Annotated in this window: 24 protein-coding genes and 2 pseudogenes; 16 read left to right on the top strand and 10 right to left on the bottom strand. The window is 65.5% G+C overall.

The features are described from left to right. Positions 1-73: 73 nt before the first annotated feature. Positions 74-1,267: an oxidoreductase gene (locus tag GOSPT_RS22480; protein WP_005209447.1), complete on the bottom strand. Its 1,194-nt coding sequence runs from the start codon at positions 1,265-1,267 to the stop codon at positions 74-76. Continuing rightward, positions 1,264-1,851, bottom strand: a complete 588-nt coding sequence (locus tag GOSPT_RS22475) for a TetR/AcrR family transcriptional regulator (protein WP_005209445.1) — start codon at positions 1,849-1,851, stop codon at positions 1,264-1,266. Before GOSPT_RS22475 ends, GOSPT_RS22480 begins: the two co-directional genes overlap by 4 nt. Before the next feature lie 116 nt (positions 1,852-1,967). On the opposite strand from GOSPT_RS22475, the gene lpdA reads away from it, so the two are divergent. Then, positions 1,968-3,353, top strand: coding sequence for a dihydrolipoyl dehydrogenase (gene lpdA / locus GOSPT_RS22470; protein ID WP_039857062.1), 1,386 nt, complete (start codon positions 1,968-1,970; stop codon positions 3,351-3,353). Between the two features lie 168 nt (positions 3,354-3,521). Here the strand turns inward: lpdA and GOSPT_RS22465 are convergent, their stop codons facing one another. Further along, positions 3,522-4,376, bottom strand: a complete 855-nt coding sequence (locus tag GOSPT_RS22465; RefSeq protein WP_005209440.1) for a universal stress protein — start codon at positions 4,374-4,376, stop codon at positions 3,522-3,524. A 149-nt stretch (positions 4,377-4,525) separates the two neighbouring features. Here GOSPT_RS22465 and GOSPT_RS22460 point away from each other — a divergent pair, with 149 nt between their 5' ends. The 5 genes from GOSPT_RS22460 (at position 4,526) to GOSPT_RS22440 (ending at position 9,282) form a co-directional block, all read left to right on the top strand. Next, positions 4,526-5,410, top strand: coding sequence for a DNA-3-methyladenine glycosylase family protein (locus GOSPT_RS22460; protein WP_005209438.1), 885 nt, complete (start codon positions 4,526-4,528; stop codon positions 5,408-5,410). Positions 5,411-5,604: 194 nt separating this feature from the next. Then, positions 5,605-6,603: an ABC transporter substrate-binding protein gene (locus tag GOSPT_RS22455; RefSeq protein WP_005209436.1), complete on the top strand. Its 999-nt coding sequence runs from the start codon at positions 5,605-5,607 to the stop codon at positions 6,601-6,603. Beyond that, complete coding sequence (locus GOSPT_RS22450; RefSeq protein ID WP_005209434.1) at positions 6,603-7,445, top strand: ABC transporter permease; 843 nt, start codon at positions 6,603-6,605, stop codon at positions 7,443-7,445. Before GOSPT_RS22455 ends, GOSPT_RS22450 begins: the two co-directional genes overlap by 1 nt. Next, positions 7,442-8,182: an ABC transporter ATP-binding protein gene (locus GOSPT_RS22445; protein ID WP_005209432.1), complete on the top strand. Its 741-nt coding sequence runs from the start codon at positions 7,442-7,444 to the stop codon at positions 8,180-8,182. The genes GOSPT_RS22450 and GOSPT_RS22445 overlap by 4 nt, the downstream gene beginning before the upstream one ends. Continuing rightward, positions 8,179-9,282, top strand: coding sequence for an LLM class flavin-dependent oxidoreductase (locus tag GOSPT_RS22440; RefSeq protein ID WP_005209430.1), 1,104 nt, complete (start codon positions 8,179-8,181; stop codon positions 9,280-9,282). The genes GOSPT_RS22445 and GOSPT_RS22440 overlap by 4 nt, the downstream gene beginning before the upstream one ends. A gap of 100 nt (positions 9,283-9,382) precedes the next feature. Here GOSPT_RS22440 and GOSPT_RS22435 read toward each other — a convergent pair whose 3' ends face one another. Further along, positions 9,383-10,039 carry a class I SAM-dependent methyltransferase gene (locus GOSPT_RS22435; RefSeq protein WP_005209428.1) on the bottom strand — a complete coding sequence of 219 codons (657 nt, stop codon included), beginning with the start codon at positions 10,037-10,039 and terminating at the stop codon, positions 9,383-9,385. Between the two features lie 10 nt (positions 10,040-10,049). Continuing rightward, positions 10,050-10,610, bottom strand: a complete 561-nt coding sequence (locus tag GOSPT_RS22430) for a carboxymuconolactone decarboxylase family protein (protein WP_039857059.1) — start codon at positions 10,608-10,610, stop codon at positions 10,050-10,052. 26 nt (positions 10,611-10,636) lie between these two features. Between GOSPT_RS22430 and GOSPT_RS22425 the strand changes: the two genes are divergently transcribed. Then, positions 10,637-11,104, top strand: a complete 468-nt coding sequence (locus GOSPT_RS22425; protein ID WP_005209425.1) for a MaoC family dehydratase — start codon at positions 10,637-10,639, stop codon at positions 11,102-11,104. Positions 11,105-11,156: 52 nt separating this feature from the next. Here the strand turns inward: GOSPT_RS22425 and GOSPT_RS22420 are convergent. Together GOSPT_RS22420 and ramB are read right to left on the bottom strand one after the other, a co-directional pair. Next, positions 11,157-12,558: pseudogene (locus GOSPT_RS22420) on the bottom strand (lipase family protein). A 216-nt stretch (positions 12,559-12,774) separates the two neighbouring features. Continuing rightward, a complete protein-coding gene (gene ramB / locus GOSPT_RS22415) occupies positions 12,775-14,196 on the bottom strand; it encodes an acetate metabolism transcriptional regulator RamB (RefSeq protein WP_005209421.1) in 1,422 nt (473 codons plus the stop codon). Positions 14,197-14,289: 93 nt separating this feature from the next. Here ramB and GOSPT_RS22410 point away from each other — a divergent pair, with 93 nt between their 5' ends. The 4 genes from GOSPT_RS22410 to GOSPT_RS22395 all read left to right on the top strand — a co-directional run bounded on the left by GOSPT_RS22410 (position 14,290) and on the right by GOSPT_RS22395 (position 18,948). Continuing rightward, complete coding sequence (locus GOSPT_RS22410; RefSeq protein WP_039857057.1) at positions 14,290-15,057, top strand: hypothetical protein; 768 nt, start codon at positions 14,290-14,292, stop codon at positions 15,055-15,057. Positions 15,058-15,583: 526 nt separating this feature from the next. Next, positions 15,584-16,870 (top strand): isocitrate lyase, encoded by a 1,287-nt coding sequence (gene aceA, locus GOSPT_RS22405; protein ID WP_005209419.1) that lies wholly within the window; start codon positions 15,584-15,586, stop codon positions 16,868-16,870. 179 nt (positions 16,871-17,049) lie between these two features. Continuing rightward, complete coding sequence (locus GOSPT_RS22400; RefSeq protein WP_005209418.1) at positions 17,050-17,937, top strand: 3-hydroxybutyryl-CoA dehydrogenase; 888 nt, start codon at positions 17,050-17,052, stop codon at positions 17,935-17,937. A 207-nt stretch (positions 17,938-18,144) separates the two neighbouring features. Further along, a complete protein-coding gene (locus GOSPT_RS22395) occupies positions 18,145-18,948 on the top strand; it encodes a hypothetical protein (RefSeq protein WP_005209417.1) in 804 nt (267 codons plus the stop codon). Positions 18,949-19,067: 119 nt separating this feature from the next. Here the strand turns inward: GOSPT_RS22395 and GOSPT_RS22390 are convergent, their stop codons facing one another. Next, positions 19,068-19,637, bottom strand: a complete 570-nt coding sequence (locus GOSPT_RS22390) for a helix-turn-helix domain-containing protein (protein WP_005209416.1) — start codon at positions 19,635-19,637, stop codon at positions 19,068-19,070. Between the two features lie 67 nt (positions 19,638-19,704). Here GOSPT_RS22390 and GOSPT_RS22385 point away from each other — a divergent pair, with 67 nt between their 5' ends. Then, the gene (locus tag GOSPT_RS22385; RefSeq protein ID WP_005209414.1) at positions 19,705-20,925 is read left to right on the top strand and encodes a benzoate/H(+) symporter BenE family transporter; all 1,221 of its coding nucleotides are present in this window, start codon (positions 19,705-19,707) and stop codon (positions 20,923-20,925) included. An 11-nt stretch (positions 20,926-20,936) separates the two neighbouring features. On the opposite strand, the pseudogene GOSPT_RS22380 reads toward GOSPT_RS22385, so the two are convergent. Further along, positions 20,937-21,792, bottom strand: a pseudogene (locus tag GOSPT_RS22380) (PPK2 family polyphosphate kinase). Further along, positions 21,785-22,522 carry a TetR/AcrR family transcriptional regulator gene (locus tag GOSPT_RS22375; RefSeq protein WP_039857055.1) on the bottom strand — a complete coding sequence of 246 codons (738 nt, stop codon included), beginning with the start codon at positions 22,520-22,522 and terminating at the stop codon, positions 21,785-21,787. Before GOSPT_RS22375 ends, GOSPT_RS22380 begins: the two are co-directional and overlap by 8 nt. Before the next feature lie 112 nt (positions 22,523-22,634). Here GOSPT_RS22375 and GOSPT_RS22370 point away from each other — a divergent pair, with 112 nt between their 5' ends. The 4 genes from GOSPT_RS22370 (at position 22,635) to GOSPT_RS22355 (ending at position 25,893) form a co-directional block, all read left to right on the top strand. After that, complete coding sequence (locus tag GOSPT_RS22370) at positions 22,635-23,975, top strand: DUF445 domain-containing protein (protein WP_085941967.1); 1,341 nt, start codon at positions 22,635-22,637, stop codon at positions 23,973-23,975. A gap of 165 nt (positions 23,976-24,140) precedes the next feature. Further along, the gene (locus GOSPT_RS22365; RefSeq protein ID WP_141630980.1) at positions 24,141-24,584 is read left to right on the top strand and encodes a helix-turn-helix domain-containing protein; all 444 of its coding nucleotides are present in this window, start codon (positions 24,141-24,143) and stop codon (positions 24,582-24,584) included. 10 nt (positions 24,585-24,594) lie between these two features. Then, positions 24,595-24,912: a DUF2516 family protein gene (locus GOSPT_RS22360; protein ID WP_005209405.1), complete on the top strand. Its 318-nt coding sequence runs from the start codon at positions 24,595-24,597 to the stop codon at positions 24,910-24,912. 90 nt (positions 24,913-25,002) lie between these two features. Next, complete coding sequence (locus tag GOSPT_RS22355; RefSeq protein WP_005209403.1) at positions 25,003-25,893, top strand: MerR family transcriptional regulator; 891 nt, start codon at positions 25,003-25,005, stop codon at positions 25,891-25,893. The last annotated feature ends 6 nt before the right edge of the window (positions 25,894-25,899 follow it).

Raw genomic sequence — 25,899 nt, 5'->3', positions numbered from 1 at the left:
GTGCTCGACCAGCGGGTTGGGGCTCGACCAGCGGTGGGCGCTCGACCGGCGGGATTACCAGCGGCGGGCGCGCCTACTCGCGCAGCGGACACCTCGTGCGCGAGTAGATCGTCGGCATGCACAGGTTGCAGTGCGTGCACAGCGAGCGCACGGCGGGCTCAGCGGCGATCCGCAGCGGTAGGTCGGGTTCGCGCAGCAGTGCGCGGCCCATCGCGAGATAGTCGAAACCCTCACCCAGCGCCGTGTCCATCGTTGCGCGGTCGGTGATGCCGCCGAGCAGGATGATCGGCAGGTCGACACTCTCGCGCAGCCTGCGGGCCAGCGGCATCAGGCAGCCGGGGTGATAGTCGTAGTGCTTGAGAAAGAAGGGGCCCGCGGCCTTCAGCCCCCACCGCATCGCGCCGTGGAAGGCGTCGGCGAAAGCCTCACGCGGTGCGTCGCCGTGGAAGAGGTACATCGGGTTCAGCAGTGAGCTGCCTGCCGTCGGCTCGATCGCGTCGAGGTGGCCGTCCGATTCCAGAAGTCGCGCGACCTCGCACGCCTCGTCGACGTCGAATCCGCGCCACCTCCCGACACCGCCGACGCCGTCGTACATGTTCAGCTTCACCCAGACGGCAGCCGAATCGCCGACCTCGTCGCGTACCGACTCGACCACTTCGCGCGCGAGCCGCGCACGATTGACCAGTGTGCCGCCGTATCCGTCGCGTCGATGGTTGAGCAGCGGTGAGAGAAAACAACTGATGAGATAGTTGTGGCCACAATGGATTTCGAGTCCGTCGAAACCTGAATCCACCGCGATGCGCGCCGCCCGCCGAAACGATGTGCGGAGATCCGCGATGCGGTCAGCCGAGATCTTTCGTGTCACCGACATCCCCATCGGCGCCGGAATGCGCGACGGACCAAGGGCTTTCGCGCGATTCGACGCCGAGTTCGCGACCGGCCCCGCGTGGCCGAGCTGGGCAGCGGCAAGGGCGCCTTCGGCGTGGATGGCGTCGGTGAGCCGGCGCAACCCCGGCGCCGCCTCGGGACGCATCCAGGTCTGATGTCGATCGGTCCGCCCCTCGGGGCCGACCGCGCAGTAGGCAACCGTGCTCATGGCGACTCCGCCCGCCGCCACCTCGCGGTGGAACTCGACGAGATCGTCGGTGACGAGTGCGTCGGGCGTCGCACCCTCGAACGTCGCACATTTGATGAGGCGGTTGCGCAGCGTCAGCGGCCCCAGCCGTGCCGGTGCGAAGGGATCGGGGGTCGACGACGAGCCGTTCACGAGTTGTCCTTGGCGCGCTCGGCCGCACGCTGACCGAGTCCGGCTGTCACGAACTCGGTCAGGGACGTCACGGCGTCGTCGGACAGCGGACGCTCGGCGGAGAAGCGCGACAGGATCAGCTCGAAGGCGAGTGCCCAGCGTCGTCGAGCCTGGTCGTGGCCGAGGTCGCCGACCATCGCGACCAGCATGTCGGCCCACCGGTCGAGATCGAACCAGGCGCCGTGCCAGGGAGCCTCGGGACGTGCGTGGACGAAGCGGGCCAGGAGTTGCAGATGCAGATGTCCGGCGGGGTCGTGCTGTATCTCGACGAACGGGGTGATCACGACGTCGACCAGCTCGGAGACGGAGTCGCGTGAGACATCGACGGAGCCGAGTGCCGCCGCCCACAGCGGTGCGAGGCGCGCCTCGAGCAGTGCCGTCGCGAGCTGATCCTTCGATCCGAAGTGGTAGTGCACGGCCGCCGGATTGGTTCCCGCGCCCGCGCAGATGGCGCGCACGGAGACGGCGTCGTAGCCCTCGGTGAGGAAGAGGCGCTCGGCCGTCTGCAGCAATTGCTCGCGGGTGGGTGATGTGGACACGCTCATGCAGCGATTCAATCAGTGATTGAATGTTGCGGTGGCCGATTCGCGGTAACGGTCGATTCGGACCAGTACGGGGGACGTTCTGCGCGCAGGCTGGCCCTAGTCGTAGGCTGACAGTCGTGGCTGATCACTTTGAAACAGTTGTCCTGGGAGCAGGTCCAGGTGGGTACGTGGCCGCGATCCGGTCCGCCCAGTTGGGCATGAACACCGCCATCATCGAAGAGAAGTATTGGGGCGGTGTCTGTCTGAACGTTGGATGTATTCCGTCCAAGGCGTTGCTGCGCAACGCCGAACTCGCCCACATCTTCAACCATGAGTCGAAGACGTTCGGGATGTCCGGGGATGTGACCTTCGACTACGGCTCGGCATTCGACCGCAGTCGTAGCGTCGCCGACGCGAGCGCCAAGGGCGTGCACTACCTGAACAAGAAGAACAAGATCACCGAGATCGAGGGCTACGGCACCTTTGTCGACGCCAAGACCATCAAGGTCGGCGACCGCGAGATCACCTTCGACAACGTCATCATCGACACAGGCTCGGTGGTCAAGCTCCTGCCGGGCGTCGAGCTCTCCGACAACGTCGTCACCTACGAGACCCAGATCCTCACCCGCGATCTGCCCGGTTCGATCGTCATCGTCGGCGCGGGCGCGATCGGCATGGAGTTCGGCTACGTGCTCGCCAACTACGGCGTCGACGTGACAATCATCGAGTTCCTCGACCGCGTGCTCCCCAATGAAGACATCGACGTCTCCAAGGAGATCGCCAAGCAGTACAAGAAGCTCGGCGTGAAGGTCCTCACCTCCACCGGAGTCCAGACCGTCACCGACAACGGCAACGACGTCACCGTCACCTACAAGGACGCCAAGGGCAACGACGGAGAGGTCACCGTCGACCGCGTGCTCATGTCGGTCGGCTTCGCTCCCCGCGTCGAGGGCTTCGGCCTCGAGAACACCGGCGTCGAGCTCACCGAACGCGGCGCCATCGCGATCGACGACTTCATGCGCACCAACGTCGACGGCATCTACGCGATCGGCGACGTCACCGCGAAGCTCCAGCTCGCACACGTCGCCGAGGCACAGGGCGTCGTCGCAGCGGAGACCATCGCGGGCGCCGAGACCATGACACTCGGCGACTACCGGTTCATGCCTCGCGCGACGTTCTGCCAGCCGCAGGTCGCCTCGTTCGGACTGACCGAGCAGCAGGCCAAGGACGCCGGCTTCAACGTCAAGGCCACCACGTTCCCGTTCAGCGCGAACGGCAAGGCGCGCGGCATGGGCGAGACCGCAGGCTTCGTCAAGCTCCTCACCAACGCCGACACCGACGAGCTCCTCGGCGCACACCTCGTGGGCGACAACGTCTCCGAGATGCTGCCCGAACTCACGCTCGCGCAGAAGTGGGACCTGACCGCCAAGGAACTGGCGCGCAACGTCCACACCCACCCGACCATGAGCGAAGCAATGCAAGAAACGTTCCACGGCGCGATCGGGCACATGATCAATCTGTGAGCCGCGCGTTGCGTCGTGTTGCCATGGCGCGATCGGGCACATGATCAACCTGTAGAAGAGTCTGCAGCACAACGGAATACACGCGAGCCGGGACCGACGACGATGTCGGTCCCGGCTCGCGTGTATTCGGCGACGAGGCTTCAGAGTAGGGGAATCACGGCACTGAGATCACGGCACGATGATCAGCGGGCACTGGGCCGAATGCAGAACCCGTTGGCTCGTCGACCCCAGTAGAAGCCCGGTGAATCCGCCGCGCCCCCGACTGCCGACGACGACGACGTCCGAGTCGGCCGACGCCTTCGTGAGTGCGGCAACCGGAGCGTCGTCGACGATCTGCGTGGTCACGCGCAAGCGGGGTAGGCGTCGTTTGATCGCTTCGACAGGTACGGCGAGTGTGCCCTCGATCTGGTGTGCCGCTGTGGTGAACGCTTGGCGCGTGTGGTCGAAACCCGTTGCGTCCCAAGCCGAGAGTACGACAAGTTCAGCAGCTCGATCGGTGGCCTCGTGCGCTGCCCAATCGAGTGCCTCCAGTGATTCGGGAGAACCGTCGACGCCGACGGTGACCCGACCGTTGGGTCCGACGTCGTCGTTGTTCTCGCGGATCACCGCGAGGGGGCATACCGAGTGCGATGTCAGCGCCGATGCGGTGGACCCGATGAAAGCCGCTGTGAGACGGCCGGTTCCGGACGCGCCGACAGCGATGATCGACGACGCCCGCGAGCGCGCGAGCAACTCGCCACGCGGCGAACCGGTGACGATGTGTGTGCGCGGCGCGAGATCGGGGTCCTCTTCGAGGGCGACCTCCGTCGCAGCATTGAGCGCGGCCTTGGCGCCCAGACGTGCAGCGTCGAAGAATGTCTCGGGTACGGCGTATTCGATCAGTGGGGGTGATGCCGCCTCGACTGCGAACACGATGTCGAGGGTCGTCTGATGGATAGATGCTGTGTGCGCTGCCCAGCGCGCCGCTGCCAATGCGTTCGACGAACCGTCGATGCCGACTGTGATGGGTTCCGAGTACCTCATGATCCGAGTGTGCGCTGGCCAGCGACGTCGATCGTGAGGCTTACGTCCCATCCGAATCGGGTCGCACGCCCCCGATGCGAGCAGTGTGCTACCCGAGCGATGTCGGACACGACGACTACAGTCGAGGAGGCGTAGGCGAGGAGAAGGTGATGAGCAGGGGTGAGGCCACACGTTCGTGGACACCGCTGGAGCCGGTCGACATCCGCGCGACGCTCGGGCTGCACCGGCGTGGCAGCGGCGACCCGGCTTTCCGATACGGAGCCGACGGTTCCATCTGGCGCGCGGTACACACTCCGGACGGACCGGGCACGCTGGCCGTCGCCACCGACGGTTCGACGATCCGCGGGCGTGCCTGGGGTCCCGGCGCCGCGTGGCTACTCGAGCAGATGCCGGACATGCTCGGCGCCTCAGACGACCCGGCCGCACTGGTGCCGAAAGACGCTGCCGTCGCTCGATTGGTCGCGGCGTCGACCGGATTGCGTATCGGCAGCAGCGGCCGCGTGTGGGAGGCGCTAGCGCCGGCGATCCTCGAGCAGAAGGTCGTCGGGACCGAGGCGTGGCGGGCGTGGCGGCACATACTCAGGCGGTTCGGCGAACCCGCTCCGGGACCGGTTCCGCGCGACATGCGCGTGCCACCCCCGCGGGCCGACTGGGCGCGGATTCCGGTGTGGGAGTGGCATCGCAGTGGTGCAGAGCCCGTGCGGATGCGCACCATCAGAGGTGCGACGGCACTGGACGTCGAACGTCACCACGACAAGCTGGAGGTGCTCCGCGGAGTCGGCCCGTGGACTGTCGCGGAAACCCGAGCGCGAGCCGTCGGCGACACCGACGTCGTCCCGGTCGGCGACTACCACATCCCGGCTCTCATCGGCCATACGCTGATCGGGGAGAAGGTCGACGACGCCGGGATGCTGGAGCTGCTGGAACCCTATGCGGGCCAACGCTATCGAATCGTGCGCATGGCCGAACTCCACGGCACCTGGGCGCCGCGTCGGGGGCACCGAATGTCGGTCCGCGACTATCGGGAGCTGTGATCGGCGTCGAGCTGCGCTGATCGACGCGTGCATTTCAGTCCCGGTGAGTGGAAGTATTTGCGGCGCAGTTGAGCTGGGCCGATACGTTCGCCAGCGGAGTGCGGCGGTGGCGGCGATTGGTGTGATCGCCACGTCGGCGCCGACAATTCTTCCCAACATCGACACCCGCGGGGGTGGTCTGGAAAGGAAGTACCGTGTCGAGGAAACGTTGGGGCGCATTGGCCGTCGGGCTCGTGGCTGCGCTGTCGCTGTCTGTGAGCGCATGCTCGTCCGATGATTCGGGTAGCGGCGGCCAGTCGGCATCGGCGCAACGCATCACCCTCACCGTCGGCGATCAGGTCAAGCAGACCCAGTCGCTCCTCGAAGCATCCGGTGAGCTGAAAGACCTGCCCTACGACATCGACTGGGCTTCGTTCGAGTCGGGTCCGCCACTGCTCGAAGCCGCAGCGGCCGGCAAGGTCGACATCGGTGGAACCGGCGATGTGCCACCGGTTTTCGCGCAGGCCAGCGGTGCGCCCCTGAAGATCGTGGCGGTCCAGTCACGCGAGAAGCCCGGCGACTTCCTGTTGGCTCCGAGCGGCTCGTCGGTGACGTCGATCGCCGACCTCAAAGGCAAGAAGGTCGCTTTCACCAAGGGATCGAGCTCCAACGGACTCGTGCTCGCGCTCCTCGACAAGGCGGGCCTCAAGCCCAGTGACATCCAGCAGACCTACCTCACGCCCACCGAGGGCCTCTCGGCCTTTACCAACGGCCAGGTCGACGCCTGGGCGGTCTGGAATCCGTTTGCGCAAGTGGCGATCTCGCAGCACGGCGCCAAGGTCGTCTCCGACGGCGAAGGCTTGGTGACCCAGCAGGCGTACTACCTCGCCTCCTCGGCGTCGCTCGGCGACTTGGCGAAGCAGAAGGCGATCAGCGATCTCGTCGGCCGTCTCGCGCGAGCGAACAAGTGGTCGGTGACCCATGAGGACCAGTGGATTCCGATCTACAGCAAACTCACCAAGCTCCCCGAACCCGTTGCACGAGCGACGTTCTCGACGTCGTCCGGTTCTCTGGTCCCGATCGGTGATGAGCAGATCGCCAAGCATCAGCATCTCATCGACCTGTTCGCCAACGCCAAGGTGATCCCCAACAAGCCCAAGGCCGCCGACTACTTCGACAACCAGTTCAACGGCGCACTCGCGGGCACGAACTGATGACGGGGGCAGTCGCGGGCTCGGCCACCGCGATCCGGGGTGACGCCGACGCAGGCAGTCGTCGCGCGTCGACCCGACGGCGCACGCGCCTGTCGGTCGGTCCGTGGCTGCGCCTCATCTCACCGCTCGTCCTGCTGATCGCCTGGCAGGTGCTATCGACCAACGGTGTCATTCCGGCCAGCAAGCTGTCTCCGCCGACACAGGTGTGGGCGGCGGCGCGTGAACTGTGGGGCACAGGCGAACTGCAAGCGGCGCTGGGTGTTTCGCTGCAGCGTGTCGGCATCGGCCTGGCGCTCGGCGTGGTGTTGGCAGTCGCGCTCGGTCTGCTCGTCGGCTTCTTCCGGATCGCGGATCTGGCCATCGACCCGCCACTGCAGATGCTCCGCACTGTGCCGTTCCTCGGGCTGATCCCGTTGTTCGTCGTGTGGTTCGGTATCGGCGAGGAGCCCAAGGTCTACATGGTGGCGCTCGGCGTACTGTTCCCGCTGTACCTCAATCTGGTGTCGGGTATCCACGGCGTCGATGCGAAACTGATCGAGGCGGGTCGCTCGGTGGGTCTCGGGCGAATCGGATTGGCACGCACCGTGATTCTTCCCGGAGCGACGCCCAGCGCCCTCACCGGGTTTCGTCTGTCCCTCGGTGTCGCGTGGCTGTCGCTGATCGTTGCGGAGCAGATCAACGCCGACGCCGGGCTCGGCTACCTGGTCATGAATGCGCGCACCTACTTCCGCAACGACATCATCGTCCTCGGACTGGTGATCTACGCATTGCTGGGTCTGTTCAGTGATTCGATTGTCCGCGGCCTCGAGGCATGGCTGCTCCGATGGAGGGTGAGTCGATGAGCGGCGAGACAGTTGTTCGTGCACAGGGGATCACACGTTCCTTCGGCAACGTCGAGGTGCTGCACGGCATCGATCTGACACTGCACAGCGGCGAGATCGTGGCACTCGTCGGCAGGTCGGGCTCGGGCAAGTCGACGTTGCTGCGGATCATCGCCGGGCTCGACGACCAGCACGGTGGCCGACTCGAGGTCGACGGATCGCGCGCGGTGGCATTCCAGGAGCCGAGGCTGCTGCCGTGGCGCAGCGTCCGAAAGAACGTGTCGCTCAACCTCTCCGGCGGCAATGCCGCAGCGCGGGCGGTGACGGCGCTCGACGAGGTCGGACTATCGCATCGCGTCGACGCCTGGCCGCTGACGCTCTCCGGTGGAGAAGCCCAGCGTGCGTCGCTTGCTCGCGCATTGGTGCGCAATCCAGAAGTACTACTGCTCGACGAACCATTCGGTGCACTCGATGCGCTCACCCGGATCGAAGCGCACACACTGCTCACAAGGCTGTGGAGCACACACGGATTCGCCGCGCTGCTCGTCACTCACGACGTCGAGGAGGCCGTGGTGCTTGCCGACCGAGTGCTCGTCCTCGAGGACGGCGCCATCGCGTACGACGTCGCGGTCGACGTCGAGCGTCCCCGCCATCGGGATGATCAGCGCGTCGTCGAACTGCGTGAACGAGTGCTCGGCCACCTCGGCGTCGGAAGCCGAGACACCAATGCGACAGCTGTTGAGGAGCCTGCCCGATGAGTGCGTCATTCCACTGGTTTCTGCCGACGTCGGGCGACGGTCGAGAGGTGTTCGGTGCGCTGCAGTCGTCCGGTGTCCTCGGCACCGCGTCGGCACACCGTGCCCCCGATCTCGAGTACCTGACTCTCGTCGCCAAGACCGCCGAGAAGTTGGGATTCGAGTCGGTGCTCACCCCGACCGGAACCTGGTGTCTGGATGCGTGGGTGACCACCGCGGCGCTCATTCAGGAGACCACTCGGCTGAAGTTCCTCGTCGCGTTCCGGCCGGGATTGATCACGCCGACGTTGGCCGCCCAGCAGGCCGCGACGTTTGCCGAACTGTCCGGTGGGCGATTGGCATTGAACATCGTGACCGGCGGCGACAGGGAAGAGCAGGAGCGCTTCGGTGATCGCCTCAGCAAGGAGGAACGGTACGCCCGTACCGCGGAGTTCCTACAGATTGTGCGCGGGGCGTGGTCGGGCACACCGTACGACTTCGTCGGCGAGTATTTGGACGTCACCGGGGCCACCGTGGCACGGCCCCCGCAACCAGCGCCTGCCGTGTTCTTCGGTGGCGCAAGCGACGCCGCGCGGGAGGTTGCTGCCGCACACGTCGACACGTACCTCACGTGGAGGGAACCGCCGGACAAGGTAGCCGCACTGATCGACGACGTGCGTGCCCGGGCCGCGAAGTACGGCCGGACACTCTCATTCGGCATCCGTGCGCATGTGATCACCCGCGACACGCGCGAAGAGGCGTGGGCGGAAGCCCGCAAGCTGGTCGACCGCATGGACCCGAACGTGATTGCCCTTGCGCGAGAACGGCTTCTGCAGTCCGAGTCGGAGGGTCAGCGTCGACAACTGTCGTTGAACGCCGACCTCGCGAATCTCGAGGTATACCCCGGTTTGTGGGCGGGTTACGGACTGGTGCGGCCCGGTGCCGGCACCGCTTTTGTGGGCAGCCACGCCGAGGTGGCCGACCTCATCGGTCAGTACCGCGCGCTCGGCGTCGACCATTTCATCCTGTCCGGTCAGCCGCACATCGAGGAGGCGTACTGGTTCGCGGAGGGAGTGGCGCCGCTGGTGCGCGCTGCCGAAGCCCGCGCGCCGCAGGCGATCTGAGCGTCAGAGGTCGACGGCGCGCGAAGCTGGGCGTCTAAATATGTGTCGTATCGAAGGATGTGGGTGCTGCAGCGCACACATCCTTCGATTCAACACACATTCAGGGGCGGTCTTCGTCGGCCGGTAGCCGGGCGAGGATGAACTGCCCCTGCCCGGTGATGGTCTGCTCGACGTCGACCGCTCCGGCCGCCCGCAGGCGATCGACGATCTCGGCGCGGCCGAAGATCCGATACCCGGTGAGCGCGGTGACGGTTCGGACGCCCGGCAGTCCGGTCAGGTTGGTGACGACCGAAGTGAATACGGCCACCTCGCCACCTGGTGTGGCGACCCGTACGAGCTCGTCGATCACCGGCAGCGGGTCGGGAATCAGATACAGCGCTGCCAGGCACACGACGGAATCAAAGGTGTTGTCGCCGAACGGAATCGAATGTGCGTCGGCGCGAATGTAGGCGACTCGTTCGTCGCTGTTGGTGGCCGCGGCCTTGGCCAGCATCGTCGGCGAGAAGTCGATGCCGACGCAACGGCCGTCGCCGGTGAGCGCCGCTGACAGCCGCCGCGTGTAGTTGCCCGGGCCGCACGCGACGTCGAGGATGCTGCGCTCACCGGGTCGAGCCAGATGCGCAACCAGTGCGCGATCGGCGACCTCGGTCGAGGACCCGCCGAAACTGAACAGTCGGGTGAACGCCGGTCGCCACAGTCGTTCATAGACTTCGCTGAACAGTGGATTGTTCATGGCCCGCTGGGCCAGCGAAGTCATCGTGGGAACCTCACACGCGTTCGTCGCGCTGAACCCGCAAGGTGTGCAGCGTGGTGGCCAACGAGTCGTACTGCAGCGCGAGCAAGACGAAGGCGATGGCCCGGCGTTCGTCGAGATGACGACGCAACGACGTCCAGGTGGTCTCGCTGATGTCCTTGTCGGCGATCAATTCGTCGACGGACTGCAGCATCCACTTCTCCCGGTCACCCCAGCCGGCGTCGGGTCCGGCGATGATCCGTGCGAGCTCGGCGTCGTCGATGCCTGCGCGTTTGCCGAGGCGGCGATGGTGGTCGAGTTCGTAGTCGCTGCCGCGCAGGTGCGCGACGCGGATGATCACCATCTCGGACTCGCGCCGCGAGAGTGAGCCGAACGGCATCAGCCTGCTCGAGTAGTAGAGCCATGCGCGGAAGAGCCCGCGCGTGCGCCCCAGAGTGGAGAAGACGTGAGCGTCGCGCACCCCGATGACGCGTGCCGCGCCCCTCGCGAACACCCAGTTGATGAGTCCGAGGTCGCTCAATGTTCCGGGCGCAACACGCGGACCGGTTGCCACGTCACCTTCACTGGTCGTCATGATCGCAACGGTAGACTACGGAATTCATGACGGACATCACACCACGGACGTTCAACAGCATCTCAGAGCTGACAGCGGCGATCGGCGAGGATCTGGGGTACGGCGACTGGTTGGAGGTCACCCAGGAGCGCATCGACGCGTTTGCCGATGCGACCGGTGATCACCAGTGGATTCACGTCGACCCCGAGCGCGCGAATGACGGGCCGTTCGGTGCGACGGTCGCGCATGGCTACCTGACGCTGTCGCTGCTCCCACTGCTGGCGGGCGACATCTTCACCGTGAACGGGCCCAAGCTGGTGATCAACTACGGACTGAACAGGGTCCGCTTCCCCAGCCCGGTCAAGGTCGGATCGCGAATCCGGGCCAACGCCGAGATCGTCTCGATCGACGACAGCCCCGCCGGGGTCACCATGGTGGTGCGCAGCACGGTGCAGATCGACGGCGTCGAGAAACCCGCGTGCGTCGCCGAGAACGTGCGCGTGCTCGTCTACTGAACCCATCGCCGCCTCAACACGTCACTGCCCGAACCGATCAGCGCTTGAACAGTCACCGACGTGGGCAGCCGCCGCGTGCAGGTGAGCCGCGTAGTCGCGCGTCGAGCCAACTCATCGCGTCCGGAAAGCCGATCACGGCAGCGGTCAGGTGCTCGCCGAGCACCTCACGGTACTGAGCGTTCGCGCCGAGTCGACACTGTTCGACGAACAGGCTGCGCGCCCCGGCGGCCGGTATCCACCACTCCTGGGCGCCGTTGTAGATGTAGAGCGGAACCACCGATCGGGTGTCGGACATCTGTGTCACGCGGTAGACGTGTTCTGCGACGGGCGAGTGGAACGGATCACCGACGTTTGCCATGAGCTGCATCGGCATGAATGTCGCGCCCGCGAGGGCCTCGGGTATCACGCACACGTTCTTCAACGGCGACGACGCAATCCACTGAGCCGGATTGTTGGCCATGGTGAGGATCTCGGGCCGCTCACGGGCGATGCCGAACGTCGCGGCATGGAACAGTCCCGTCGCGAGGTTGGCGTTCATACTGCCGACGAGCATCCGGAAGTCGGCAGGCACGCCGCCCAGTGCTGCCCCGACGACGCGCGGGGCGAGTTCAGGCGCGTACCCGGCCAGGAGCTTCGCCGCACCGGCCGTGGCGATCGAGCCGCCGGAGTATCCGCTCATCGCAATTGCGCTGTGTCCAAACATCTTCGGCTCCAGGTTCGACGCTGCGCGGATGGAGTCGAGCACGACGTGACCCGCGACGACGGGCTCTGCGTATGCCATCCGGCGGCCCCTGGTGGTCGGGGATCAGCACGCCATACCCGTGCGCAAGCGCGAGCTGCGTCGTCGGAGGCAGTAGGTCTGTCACGCCACTTGCGATCGAAAAGCCGTGAGCGAGGGTGTAACCCGGGTTGCACGCGGTCCCGAGTGAATCGATGGGAAGGTTGTTCACGAGGATCGGCCTGGGTCCGCGCACAGGTGCGGAAGCGGTAGGGGTGATCAGCGTCGCGGTACCGAAGCTTGGTGTGCCGACTGCGTCCGTACTGCGGAACTTGATGAGCGTTGCCGACGCAATCGGCGCGGTGACCACCGGCGCGGCCGATGCGGTCACGTCGCGCGTGGCGATGACGGTGCCGGGGCGAAGGGAACCGAGGTTCGACGGCCAGCGGTCGAACATGGGATCCCCGGTCGGGGTAGGGAGCGTGGCCTCGCGCAATTCCTGTGTCCGCCAAGATAATCCGGGTGACTGTGCGCGCAACGGAATTCTCGACAGATGCGGAAAGGGCGGTGCGGGTACCACGTGGTCGATGGCATCGGGGACCTGCTGGGGGATGCCCATCATGTTCGGCGGGTCCGCGGCAGTGATGCCCGGTGCACTCGGGACGACAACACACGCCAGCACGAAGGCGGCGACAGCAAAGTTTCGCCGTGGTGAATGTCGCCGTGTTGAACGCATGGCGTCGTGCCTCCAGACCGGGAGAGGGGAAGCACCCCCGACGGCTGCTTCCCCTCTCCCGCGCCCACCATAGGGCGCATCCTGATCGATTGATCCACAAATGGCTACGACGTATGACCTGTGATGGATCTGTAACCCTCGGACCGGGGTCCGCTTGTGCGACAAGAAGAGTTGTCGAGAAAGTGTGACTGCGTCAAAGCGACTGCGTCGACTGTGTCAGAGCGACATGTAGGGCGACACGCTGCTGCGATGGGAGTCGACACGTAGGCTCGAGCCGAGTGGTGGGAATGCGCGCTGCGCACAATGTTGTCGTTCGCACACACGACATCCCGCACCAATCGGCGTGATTCGCGCCTGAGGGCCGATTTCGAGTCCGTCCGAGTAGATGACTCGAGCAGCGTGTCGCAGCTCGCAGCCGAGTCCGAGCGCGAACGTCTTGCCCGGCTGGCCGTATCGCACGGCCCGCCTCTCCACCGTGCGGGCGACCCAGAAATAGTCACGGCCGTCGGGCATTTCGGCGATTTGCGTGATGATCTTTCCGGGGTAGGCGAACGTCTCGTAGACATTCCACAGTGGGCATGTGCCGCCGCTCGACGAGAAGTGAAATCCTGTGGCGGACTGGCGTTTCGACATGTTTCCCGCACGGTCGACGCGGACGAACGACCACGGTACGCCACGGAGGTTCGGGCGCTGCAGCGTCGAGAGTCGGTGGCAGATGGTCTCGTAGGAGACCGCGTAGAACGCCGAGAGGCGTTCGATGTCGTAGCGGAAATCCTCTGCCGCGCCGTGGAACTGCGTGTAGGGCAACAGGACTGCGGCCGCGAAGTAGTTGGCCAGTCCGGTCTTCGCGAGCGCCTGGGCCTCATCGTTGGTGAAGTTCGCCTCCTCGACCAATTCGGTGAGTAGATCGTCGAATTCGACGAGCGCGAGTTCTGCGGCGAGTTTGAATGCGCGCTGGCCGGCCGACAGCGCGGCCGAGACCTCGAGACGTCGTGTCGCGGGGTCGAATCGGTGCAGGAGGTAGTCGCCAAGGTCGACGCGCGGGGCGATCGTCACCCCGTGGACGCGTTCGAGCCGGTCGGCGATCTCCCGTCGGACGTCGCCCGAGTGCATCCGCATGCGTGCGTTGAGCTCTTCTGCCGCGACATCGAGTGCGTGAATGTAGTTGCGGCGCTGGTAGAAATAGTCGCGCACCTCTTCGTGGGGTGCGGTGATCGATCCGCGCATGGCGCGGTCGCTGCGCTCGTCGGTCGCCGCGGCGAGCTGATCGATCGCGATCCGATACCGGCGATGCAGATTCACCATCGCCTGCGCCATGTCGGGGTGGGCCGAGACCATCGCCGCGATCTCCTGGGGGTCGGCGGTCGTCGGGGCGGCCTCGATGTCGTCGTCGAGCAGCGCCTCACGCAGTTCCGCGACGAGTCGCACGTCGTCTTGGGAGTCGAAGAACCCGCCGTCGACTCCGAATGCCTCGGTGATCCGCGCCAGCACCGATGCGGTGAGCGGGCGGGCGTCGTGTTCGATCTGGTTGAGATACGACGCGGAGATGCGCAGCGTCTGGGCCAACGCCACCTGCGACAGCCCGCGTTCGGAGCGAAGCTGACGTAAGCGCGATCCGACATAGGCCCTGTTGTTCATAGGTCACCGCCGTTCATAGCTCACTGCTGTTCATAGCTCACCGCAGTCCATAGGTCGCCATGTCGTCGGACCCGCTCAGGGTACGGTGACCCCGTGCGTGCGCGGTGGGTTCGACGGTGGGTGGCAGCGACGCTGCTCGCCTGTGTTGCTGCAACACTCGCCGGATGCGGCGACGATGACGCGGTCTCGACCGCCACGGCCGTCGCTCCCGCCGATCTGTTGCTGCGGCCGGCGCAGTTGCCGTCGGGTTTCGCGACGACGCAACTGACCGTCTCCGACCTCGTGGACTCCGACCGTGCGCAACTGGTCGCGGCACACGCCGACACCGTGATGCCACAGGAGTGCCGCGCCACCGCGGACACGGCGTTCACCGAGAAGGTCAGCGCGTCGAACTCTGCGGTGCTCGCCGCGAGCGCGGCCGACGTCGGGCTCGTCGAGCTGGTATCCACTGTTCGACGCGACATCGACGACGACATCCGCACGAGGACCGGGCAGTGCCGTAGGACTGAGACCACTGTTGCGGCGGGAAGTCTTGCGGGTGCGACGGTCACCACCGAGTCGACGACGCTGCCCGACCCGCCGGAGGTCGCGAACAGTCCCGGCGGACTCAGCGTCGAACGCGCCTTTCTCTCGCGATCGGATGTGTCGACGACGCTGCCGGATTCGACGGTGCGAAAGCAGGTCGGATATGTCGGATATGCGCTCGTGAAGCGCCCTGGAGGCTCGGTGTTCACGGTCAGTCTCACGGTGAACGGTCCGGGCGGCCGGGCGCAGAATCCACCTGCCGACGCGGTGGAGCCGATGTCGTCGTCCGCGTTCGTCGATCTGTTCGGCACAGCGCTGAAAGCGGCCGCGAGATGACCGACCGCGCGGTGACGAGGAGCGGCCGTGGCCGGGTGTACCTGGAACCACGGTGTGAAACACGCCACATGTGAGGTGTCGGGAGTCTTTCCAGCGGGCATCGGGTTGATGCTCCTGCGCATGCCGACCGTCGGCGGAGCGCACGGAGAAAACGCAGTACGCGCGTACTTTTTAACGCTCCGCTGACGACTCTTCACATCTCCAGATTTGCAAAATTTGCAAATCTTCGCCACATGGTTGGCGCATTTTTGCAGTCAAAGGGGATTGGACCTGCGTGTTTTCGGTGTGGCACCCTTGAGTCAGGCGTTTCCGGGAAGTGCCGAAGAGTTCGCAAACTCCGACCCCATCCTGTGGTGGTCATCACATTTGCGGACGCGACGCGCGCTCGGAGGCCTGACATCATCCGGCCTGGGTGCAATTCCTTGGCAGCTTCGGCCGGGTTCAGATAGGCCCCGGTCTCTGTGAGCCGGACAAGCATTCGTCTCGGGAGATCGGGACGAGCAGCACAACGAAAGCGAAGTGGCTAATGAGCAACGTCGGAAAGCCCCGCACCGCCGCGGAAATCCAGCAGGACTGGGACACCAACCCGCGGTGGAAGGGCATCACGCGCGAATACACTGCCGAGCAGGTTGCCGAGCTCCAGGGCACCGTCGTCGAGGAGCACACCCTCGCTCGTCGTGGCGCCGAGATCCTGTGGGAAGGCGTCAACAGCGACAACTACATCAACGCGCTCGGCGCGCTGACCGGTAACCAGGCCGTGCAGCAGGTGCGCGCGGGCCTCAAGGCCATCTACCTCTCGGGTTGGCAGGTCGCCGGTGACGCGAACCTCTCCGGCCACACCTACCCCGACCAGTCGCTCTACCCGGCCAACTCGGTGCCGGCCGTCGTGCAGCGCATCAACAACGCGATGCTGCGCGCCGACGAGATCGCCCGCGTCGAGGGTGACAACTCGGTCGACAACTGGGTCGTGCCGATCGTGGCCGACGGCGAAGCCGGCTTCGGTGGCGCCCTCAACGTCTACGAGCTGCAGAAGGCCATGATCAAGGCCGGCGCCGCTGGCACCCACTGGGAGGATCAGCTCGCCTCGGAGAAGAAGTGCGGCCACCTCGGTGGCAAGGTGCTCATCCCCACCCAGCAGCACATCCGCACCCTGACCTCGGCTCGCCTCGCTGCCGACGTTGCCAACACCCCGACCGTCGTCGTCGCTCGTACCGACGCCGAGGCCGCAACCCTCATCACCTCCGATGTCGACGAGCGCGACAAGCCGTTCGTGACCGGTGAGCGCACCACCGAGGGCTTCTACAACGTGAAGAAGGGCATCGAGCCCTGCATCGCGCGTGCCAAGGCATACGCTCCCTACGCCGACCTCATCTGGATGGAGACCGGCAAGCCCGACCTGGAGCTGGCTCGCCAGTTCGCCGAGGCCGTCAAGAGCGAGTTCCCCGACCAGCTCCTGGCCTACAACTGCTCGCCTTCCTTCAACTGGAAGCAGCACCTGGACGACGCGACCATCGCGAAGTTCCAGAACGAGCTCGGCGCGATGGGCTTCAAGTTCCAGTTCATCACCCTCGCCGGCTTCCACGCCCTCAACTACTCGATGTTCGATCTGGCCTACGGCTACGCCCGTGAGCAGATGACCGCTTACGTCGACCTGCAGGAGCGCGAGTTCGCTGCTGAGGCTCGTGGCTACACCGCCACCAAGCACCAGCGCGAGGTCGGTGCGGGCTACTTCGACCGCATCGCCACCACGGTCGACCCCAACACCTCGACCGCTGCTCTGAAGGGCTCCACCGAGGAAGGCCAGTTCCACTAGGAACTAGTCCGCCTCTTCGAGGTTTGCTCCAGCCCAGGCGGCCCGCAGCTTTACGTTGCGGGCCGCCTGTTGGCATATCTGGGGCTTCTGGGCGTGCCGGTGTACTTGCCCATGTGCACGCCGAATGAGTTATAACGCAAGGTTTTTGGGCAGAGCAGATCGGGCCGGCGTTGATCTGAATGGAGGCAGTGGTGACGGACGCATGGCGTGTCGGTGTGGTCGGTGCGGGCCAGATGGGTGCGGGGATCGCCGAGGTGTGCGCTCGCTCTGATGCCGACGTACTGGTCTACGAACCTTCGCGCGAACTCGTCGCCGGCGGTCGGTCGCGGATATTGCGTTCGCTCGAGCGGGGAGTGTCGAGCGGCAAGCTCACCGAGCGGGAACGCGAACAGGCGTCGATGCGACTGCGATTCACCACCGAACTCGACGATTTCGCCGATCGGCAGGTGGTCTGCGAGGCGGTCGTCGAGGACGAGGGCGTCAAGACCGAGATCTTCGCGGCCCTCGACAAGATAGTGTGCGATCCCGGCGCTGTTCTGGCGTCCAACACGTCGTCGATTCCGATCATCACGCTGGGCATGGCCACCCAGAATCCGGCGCGGGTGATCGGTCTGCACTTCTTCAACCCGGTGCCGGTACTGCCGCTCGTCGAGTTGGTGTCGACGTTGCATACCGATGCCGACATCGTCACGCGCGCAGAGGCTTTCGCCAACGCCGTGCTCGGCAAGCAGGTCATTGCGTCTGCCGATCGGTCCGGGTTCGTGGTGAACGCGATGTTGGTGCCGTACCTGCTGTCGGCAATTCGATTGGTGGAGAACGGATTCGCCGACGTCGAGGACGTCGACCGAGGCATGGTGCTCGGCTGCGCGCATCCGATGGGTCCGCTGCGGCTTGCGGATATGGTCGGATTGGACACCGTCACAGCGATCGCCGACCGCATGTATGCGGAATCGAAAGAGGCGCTGTACGCACCGACTCCGCTGCTCCTGCGCATGGTGGAGGCCGGGCACCTCGGCAAGAAGTCGGGCCGCGGCTTTTATCGATACGCCGACGATCCGCAGGCGTGATTCTGAGTGTGGGCGGTATCACAGCGATTCCGCAAATAGTGCTAGCAGATTGCTTGCAATAGCTAGCAAACGTGGCATACTGGCTTATGGAACCACTACAAGTGCTGGTGCGGCACCTATCGAGACCAGAAGCGACAATGTGGTTGCCTCCTCGATATGCCTTGTGCTGCAACCTTTTTTGGTGACCAATTGACTAAGGAGATCGCCATGACCACCACCGAACGCAATCTGCCCAGCCCGTTCTATGCCGTGGTTGGCGCGGGCGACCTTGCACTCAAGCAGGTCAGCGACGCCGTCACGCAGATCAAGGAGCGCACCGAGGCTGCTGGCGAGACCGCCCAGACCCGCTTCGAGGAGACCCGCGGCCGTCTGAACGCTCTGCCCGAGGAGCTTCCGGGCACCATCGAGTCGACCATCGACGACCTGCGCACCAAGCTGTCGCCGGAGGAGCTGCGCAAGCTCGCCGACGGCTACGTCGAGTTCGCCACGAGTGTCTACACCTCGCTCGCCGAGCGCGGCGAAGAGGCTGTCGGCCGTCTGTGGCAGCAGCCGATCGTGCAGGAGGGGCTGACCCGCGCGGAGAAGACCTACAACGACGCCGTCGACCTGACCGAGGACGCACTCGGCGTGGTCTCGCATCAGACTCGCGCCGTGGGTGAGCAGGCTTCCAAGCTCGCCACGCTGGTCAGCACCCGCGTCGGCGAAGCCGGCGATGCCCTCGACGACGCCGTCGACGATCTCAACGGCAAGGTCGAAGAGGCTGCTCTCGAGGTGAACGAGAAGCTCGACGAGGCAAGCGCGGCGGTCGCCGAGGCCGGCAAGACCGCCAAGGCTCGTAGCGCGACCGCAGCATCGAAGATCGACGGTGCCGCAGGCGCGGTCGAGGGCAAGGCGCGCACCGCAAATGCGTCGCCCGCCAAGAAGATTGCCGCCAAGCGCACCACCACGGCTGCTCCGGCAAAGTCGACCACCGCCAAGAAGTCGACCACGGCCAAGAAGAGCACCAGCTAACCCGTTTCGGGTAGCAGAGTTCGCGTCCCGCGTACTCGGACCTCACGATCGACGAGTCGATCGTGCAGCGTCCGGGTCGCGGGACGTTCTGCGTTGTCGCGGGTTATCCAGGTCGGTCGTTATCCAGGTGAGTCGATGGTGAGTACGGCGAGGACGTCGTCGTCGGTGCGGTAGGTGTGCGGTCGGTCGCTGATCCATTGCAGGGATTCGCCTGCGCCCGCGGCCTTTTCGTCGCCTTCGGGTCCGGCGACGAGGTTTCCGCGCACCACCCGGACATGTTCGACGACGCCGGCGCCGTGCGCGGGGGAGCGTCGTACCCCTCCGGAGGAGACGTGGAGCCAGAAGACCTCCGTCGTCGAACCGTCGTCGTGATGTTCGACGTGGAGCAGCCGTGCGGTGAGGTGCGTGCCGTCGCCCTCGGTTCCCGACGCCTCGCCGAGGAGGGCCGTCAGAGGCACACCGAGGGGGCCTGCCACGGCATAGAGGGTGTCGAGGGTCGGGTTGCGTTGTCCCGCTTCGAGTTCGGACAGCGAACCCTTGCCGATCCCGGCGGCGCGGGCCAGTGCGGACAGGCTGAGTCCGCGTTCGGTGCGTAGCGCCGAGATCCGCTCACCGACGTCCCGTCGCCGATCACCACGCTCCGAGTCGCTCGCAACTCCCTCGACCACGTGCCTGCCCTTCCGCGTCATTCGTCGGTCGCGGTGCGGTGCCGCACCGAGTGTTCTGTTTACAGAACGATACCGCTATGCTGGCGTCGTGACCACACAGCAGCAGGCGTCGAACACCGAGCCGATCGTCGCGGGCGTCGTCACCGCGCTCGTCGGTTTCACCTCGTCGTTTGTGGTCGTCGTGTCCGGGCTCCGCGCCGTCGGAGCGTCGTCAACGCAGGCGGCGTCGGGTCTGTTGGCGCTCACGGTGACATTCGCGCTCGGCATCATCGTGCTCTGTCTGCGCTATCGGATGCCGATCACTCTGGCGTGGTCGACGCCCGGCGCGGCCCTGCTCGCGGCGATGGGTGCGAGTTACCACGCGGGCTGGCCGGCCGCCGTCGGCGCGTTCCTCGTCGTCGGAGTTCTCGTCCTCGCCACGGGATTGATCCCGGCGCTCGGCGATCTCATAGCGAGAATTCCGACGCCTATCGCACAGGCGATGCTCGCAGGCGTGCTGTTGACGCTGTGCCTGGCGCCGATCAAATCTCTTGCGGTGCAACCGTTGCTGACCATTCCGATCCTGGTGGTGTGGCTGTGTGCCACTCGCTGGTTGTCGCGCTGGGCGTTGCCGCTCGCTCTGTTGACGGCGCTCGTCGTGATCGGGATCTACCTCGCTGTGCACGGCGTCGACTCCGCGGCACACACCGAATGGTGGCCGCAGATTGCCTGGACCACACCGCATTTCGATGCCTCGGCGATCGTCGGCATCGCGATCCCGCTCTACGTGGTCACCATGGCCTCGCAGAACGTGCCGGGCGTCGCGGTGTTGAAGTCGTTCGGCTACCAAACCCCGTGGCGGGCTTCGATGTTCGTTACGGGTACCGGCACGGTCGTCGGCGCGCCGTTCGGCGGCCACGCGATCAATCTGGCCGCATTGTCGGCAGCGCTCGCCGCGGGCGACGAGGCCGGACCGGATCGTTCCCGACGGTGGATCGCGGGAGTCTCGGCGGGCGTGTCGTACCTGATTCTCGCCGCGCTGTCGGGCGTGCTGGTCACGATCACCGCGATCGCGCCGCATGGTCTGCTCGAAACGGTTGCGGGACTGGCGCTGCTCGGCACCTTCGCCTCGGCGCTCGTCGGTGCGCTGGCGCACGAGGAGTATCGGATTCCGGCAGCACTCACGTTTGTGACCGCGGCCGCGGGAATCTCGTTCTGGGGCATCGGTGGAGCGTTCTGGGCGCTTGTCGTCGGACTCGTGGCGCACACGGTGCTCCGACGTCGCGACGAGTCGGGAACCGAATCAGTCACGCCGGACCGACACGCGTAACGCCAACGCGCTCAGACTGATTCGGCGAGGCGCTTCTTCTGGGCGTCGATGTCGAAGTCGGCCTTCGGCCACTCGAGGTCGAGGCTTTCGAGTGCGGAGATCAGCAGTTCGCAGATCGCGAGGCGCGAGAACCACTTCTTGTTCGCGGGGACCACGTACCAGGGCGCGGTGTCGGAGTCGCAGCGATCGAAGATCGCGTGGTATGCCGCGAGATAGTCGTTCCAGAACGGACGCTCGTCGATGTCGGCCGGATTGAACTTCCAGTACTTGTCGGGACGGTCCAGGCGCTCCGCGAGGCGTGTGCGCTGCTCCTCCTTGGAGACGACGAGCGCGCATTTCACGATGGTCGTTCCGGTCGCGACGAGGTCGTCCTCGAACTCGTTGATGGTCGCGTAGCGCCCTTCCCATTCGGACTGCGGCACCAGATTGTGCACCCGCACGGGCAGCACGTCCTCATAGTGGGAGCGATCGAAGATGCCGATGCGTCCCGCAGGCGGTACGGCCTTGCGGATGCGCCACAGGAAATCGTGCTCGAGCTCTTCCGGCGTCGGCTTGCCAAAACCCTTGATGGACAAGCCCTGTGGGTCGACGAGCCCGCCGACGTGACGCACGATCCCGCCCTTGCCCGCGGTGTCCATTCCCTGCAGCACGAGCAGGACCGACCGGTGATCGCCCGACCGGCCGTTGGCGAACAGCAACTCCTGAAGATCGGCGAGTACCTCACCTCGTTCGGTGAGCAACTCCGCGCCGAGGTCACGGTCGCCGTCGAATCCCGGTGTCGATTCAGGATCGAAGTCGGCGATCGGCCCGACCGTCGACGCCCGCAGACTCGGTCGCGGGTGTCGTCCATCCAGCCTTCTCAGCCATCGAAGCTGACCTCCTCAGGTCTCGTCGGTTCTGGCATTGCCGGGGGATCGGCGATGAACGCCTCGCGTGATCCGTTGACGCGTGCGATGCCGGTGACAGAACTCCACACCATCATCGTCAGATAGTCGATGAGGTCGTCGACGGGAAGTTCGCGGTCGGTCATCCACCAGTCGACGGCGCGCTGCATGCCACCGACGAGTACGTGTGACCACACCGTGGCGCCCGAGGTGTCCGCGGCCCGGTCCTCCATCCGCGCGACGATGGTCGCGGTGAGCAACTGCGCGACCAGACGTTCTGATTCGACGGTCCCGACAGACGACGTCGGAGAGTTCGTCAGCGCGAAGCGGTAGAGCCCCGGATCGTCGGCGACGGCTCGCACGTAGACGCCGATGACGGTTCTGGTCAGGGTGTACTCGTCGGCGTCGTCGGAGATCGCCTCAGCCAGTCGGGGGAGGAGCGTCGTCTCGAAGAAGCGGACCGTGACCGCTGTGCCGAGGTCGTTCTTGTCGCTGAAGTATCGGTAGAGGACGGTCTTGGAGACGCCGATGTGCGTGGCGATCTCGTCCATGCCCGCGTCGGCTCCGAGTGCGCGCACGGCCTCGATGGTGCCGTCGGTCAACTCGCTGCGACGTTCCTGTTTGTGCTTCTCCCACCGCTGTCTGCGGCCGTCCGGCTTGACCGCGTCGTCGGTGACCGCACCCAACAGCGCCTGCTCGACCCCGCGTGTCACATGTGCGGCAGCCGAAAGCGCTGTACGTGCCGCGGCCGCAGGGCTTGGCCGGTTGGGTATCACTCGGCCAGCCTAATCCCCGGGAGAGGGTAGAACTTATTGAGTGTCGACAGTGATTCCGGACGTTTCCGGCCAACCGGGGCAGACGCCCGCGCGGGCGAAGGGGTCGTCGCCGGGATTCGGTGCCGCCGACGGACCGGGTGACCAGCGCCGTCGTCGTGATCTCCGCAAGATGAAAGTGGTCTCGACGGGCTTCCTCGTGGTGGCCGCGATCGTCTACCTCTGCGTGCGCTACCTCGAGCATCGCGACGGTGCCAACGTGGCGGCATGGGTGGGGTACGTGCGAGCGGCGTCGGAAGCGGGCATGGTCGGCGGCCTCGCCGACTGGTTCGCAGTGACCGCGCTGTTCAAGCATCCGCTGGGCATTCCGGTGCCGCACACGGCTCTGATCAGGAAGAAGAAGGACGAGATCGGCGACCAGCTCGGCGAGTTCATCGAAGACAACTTCATGACCCCCGCGGTCGTCGTCGAACGTGCGGAACAGCTCGACATGCCGCGCAGGGTCTCGACGTGGCTCGCCGACCCCGCGAACCGTCCGCGGATCTCCGACGAGGCGGCACGCGCGATCAAACTGACCTCGGAGATGCTCGGTGACGAGGACATCGAGCAGTTCATCCAGGCCGTGCTGAAGTGGGCGGCGGAGCCGGAATGGGCGCCACCCATCGGCCGAATCCTCGAGCAACTCGTCGACGAGGACCGGCTCGATCCGGTCTTCCAGCTGCTCTGCGACCGCGCCTACGACTGGGCCGTCGGAAGCCAGGACCTCATCGAGCGTGTCGTCGACCGCGACGTCGGGCCGTCGTGGAAACCGAAGTTCGTCTCGACCCTTGTCGGCGACAAGATCTACCGGGAACTCGTCGACTTCACCTACAAGGTCAAGACCGATCCCGACCACGAGATGCGACGGTCGATGCATCAGTTCGTCGAGCAGTTCTCGCACGACCTCCAACACGACCCCGCGATGATCGAGCGGTTCGAGGGCATCAAGCACGACCTCGTCGGGAGTGCCGAGGTCGCCGACGCGGCGTCGACCGCATGGAACACCGGCAAGGCCGTCATCGAGCAGATGCTCGAAGATCCCAACAGCACACTGCGCAACACCCTGACCGACGCCGTCATCCGACTCGGAACGCGCATCCGCGACGACCGCCCGCTGCAGGAGAAGATGAACGGCTGGGTGGCGCGGGTGGCTCACCACGTCGCGACGAACTACTCCCGCGAGATCATCTCCGTGATCACCGAAACCGTGCGCAGCTGGGATGCCGACGACACCAGCCGGAAGATCGAACTGCAGGTGGGGCGCGATCTGCAGTTCATCAGGATCAACGGAACCGTGGTCGGTTCGTTGGCCGGTCTCGCGATCTACACGGTGTCGGTTCTGATCTTCGGCTGACGTCACTGCTTGCACGAGCTAGCACGCACCCCGATACTGGCATGGGGCAGCGAGTATCGGGAGTGAGAAGCAGTGCAGAGCAAACCAATCCCGTCGGGCGACGACGCGAACACCGGGTCCGACGACGCGGGCGAGATCGTCGAGGCGACGGTTGACGAGGCGCCCATGGACGAGGTGACAGCGGACGAGGGGTCGAGCAACCCGGTGGAGACGGTCGCCAATGCGGCGCAGGATGTGGTTGCGACGGCGGCGCAGGACATCGGGTCGTTCATCCGGTCGCAGCGTGTGGCAGCCGAGGTCTCGCTGCGACAGCTCGCCGATCGTGCGGGAGTGTCGAATCCGTATCTGAGCCAGATCGAGCGCGGGCTGCGCAAACCGTCGGCAGATGTCCTGGCGCAGATCGCCAAGGGGCTGCGGGTGTCCGCCGAAGTGCTCTATGTGCGCGCCGGCATTCTCGAGGAACGCCCGGCCAGCCCCGTGCGTGACGCGCTGCTGATCGACACGTCGATCAGCGAACGGCAGAAGCAGATGCTGCTGGAGATCTACGAGTCATTCCAGCGCGAGAACCGCGAGAACGACGCCGACCCGACCGCGGGCAAGCACGACTAGAGTGTGATTCGTGAACTTTGTGAGCTTCATGGCTGCGGGCCAAAACCTGATCCTGTGGGTGCTGACCATCGTCGCCGGTGTTGCGGCGATCGTGTCGCTGATCCACGCGTCGATCCAACGCTCCGACGCCTTCCGGGCCGTCGACAAGCAGACGAAGGTCATCTGGGTCGCGATCCTCGCCGCGTCGACGGTGTTCATCTGGTTCTTCCAGGCGCCCTCGCTGTTCTATCTGATCGGCGTCGTCGCGGTTCTGGTGTACATCGTCGACGTGCGGCCCCGCGTCGACTCGATTCAGGGGAAGTCCTGGTTCCGTAAGGTCGGGCGCTAGTTTTGTGGGTCGGGCGCTGCTGAAATCCGGCGAGTGATCCGCCGTAGGGAGTGGCGGGATCCGCGATGGGTGGCGAATACACTCTGATTCATGGCTGAGTATCGGATCAACGAGCTCGCGGACGCGTCGGGAGTCAGTGTTCGCAATATCCGCGTCTATCAGGACCGCGGATTGCTCCCGCCTCCGACTATCCGCGGCCGCACCGGCTGGTACTCCGAAGAGCATCTGGTCCGTCTCAACCTGATCTCCCGCATGCTCGAGCGTGGTTACACCTTCGCGACGATCAGCGAACTGCTGCACGCCGCCCACTACGGGATGAAGGTCGAGCACGTGCTGCGCGGCGAACCCAAGGGCGGCCGCTTCCGGAACTTCAAACGCGCCGCGACGATCACGATCACCGAACTGCGCAAGACGCTCAATGCCTCGGACAAATCGATCGCGCTCGGCCAGAAACTCGGCCTACTCGTCAAGGACGGCGCCCACTACGCGATCAAGAACCCCGAGGTCCTCGAGGGTGCCGAAGTGCTGGTCAAGAGCGGTGTCGACATCGACGTCCTGCTCGATCGGTTCGTCCGAGTGCAAGACGACCTCGAAGATGCGGCGCGCAGTTTCGTCTCGATCATCACCGACAAGTACTTCGACGAGAAGCTGCCCGAACTTGGTGAGGCCAACGTCAGCAAGATGGCCGAGCTCATCCAGACGGTCCGACCGATGGCCCACGACATCGTCGAGACCACGTTTCGCAAAGCCCTCGACGACGAGATCTCGAAGGCCATCGGCGAGGCGTCGACCTACTTCGACGCCGCATCGGGCGGACCAGAGGCGGCCGCGGGCGCAGGGGCAGCCGTGGGCGGGGACGCGGTTGCGGACGGGCAGGCAGCCGCGGGCGGGGAGGCGGTCGCGGAGGAGTCGACCTACGAGGCATCGCCGTCGAATCTGACAACGGGTAGTGTTACATCAGAAGATGTCATTCGCGAGTAGCGAGCA

Source organism: Gordonia sputi NBRC 100414, from assembly GCF_000248055.1.
GTDB lineage: Bacteria > Actinomycetota > Actinomycetes > Mycobacteriales > Mycobacteriaceae > Gordonia > Gordonia sputi.
Note: the sequence above shows the minus strand (reverse complement) of the source record. Positions and strands in the feature narration are given on the sequence as shown.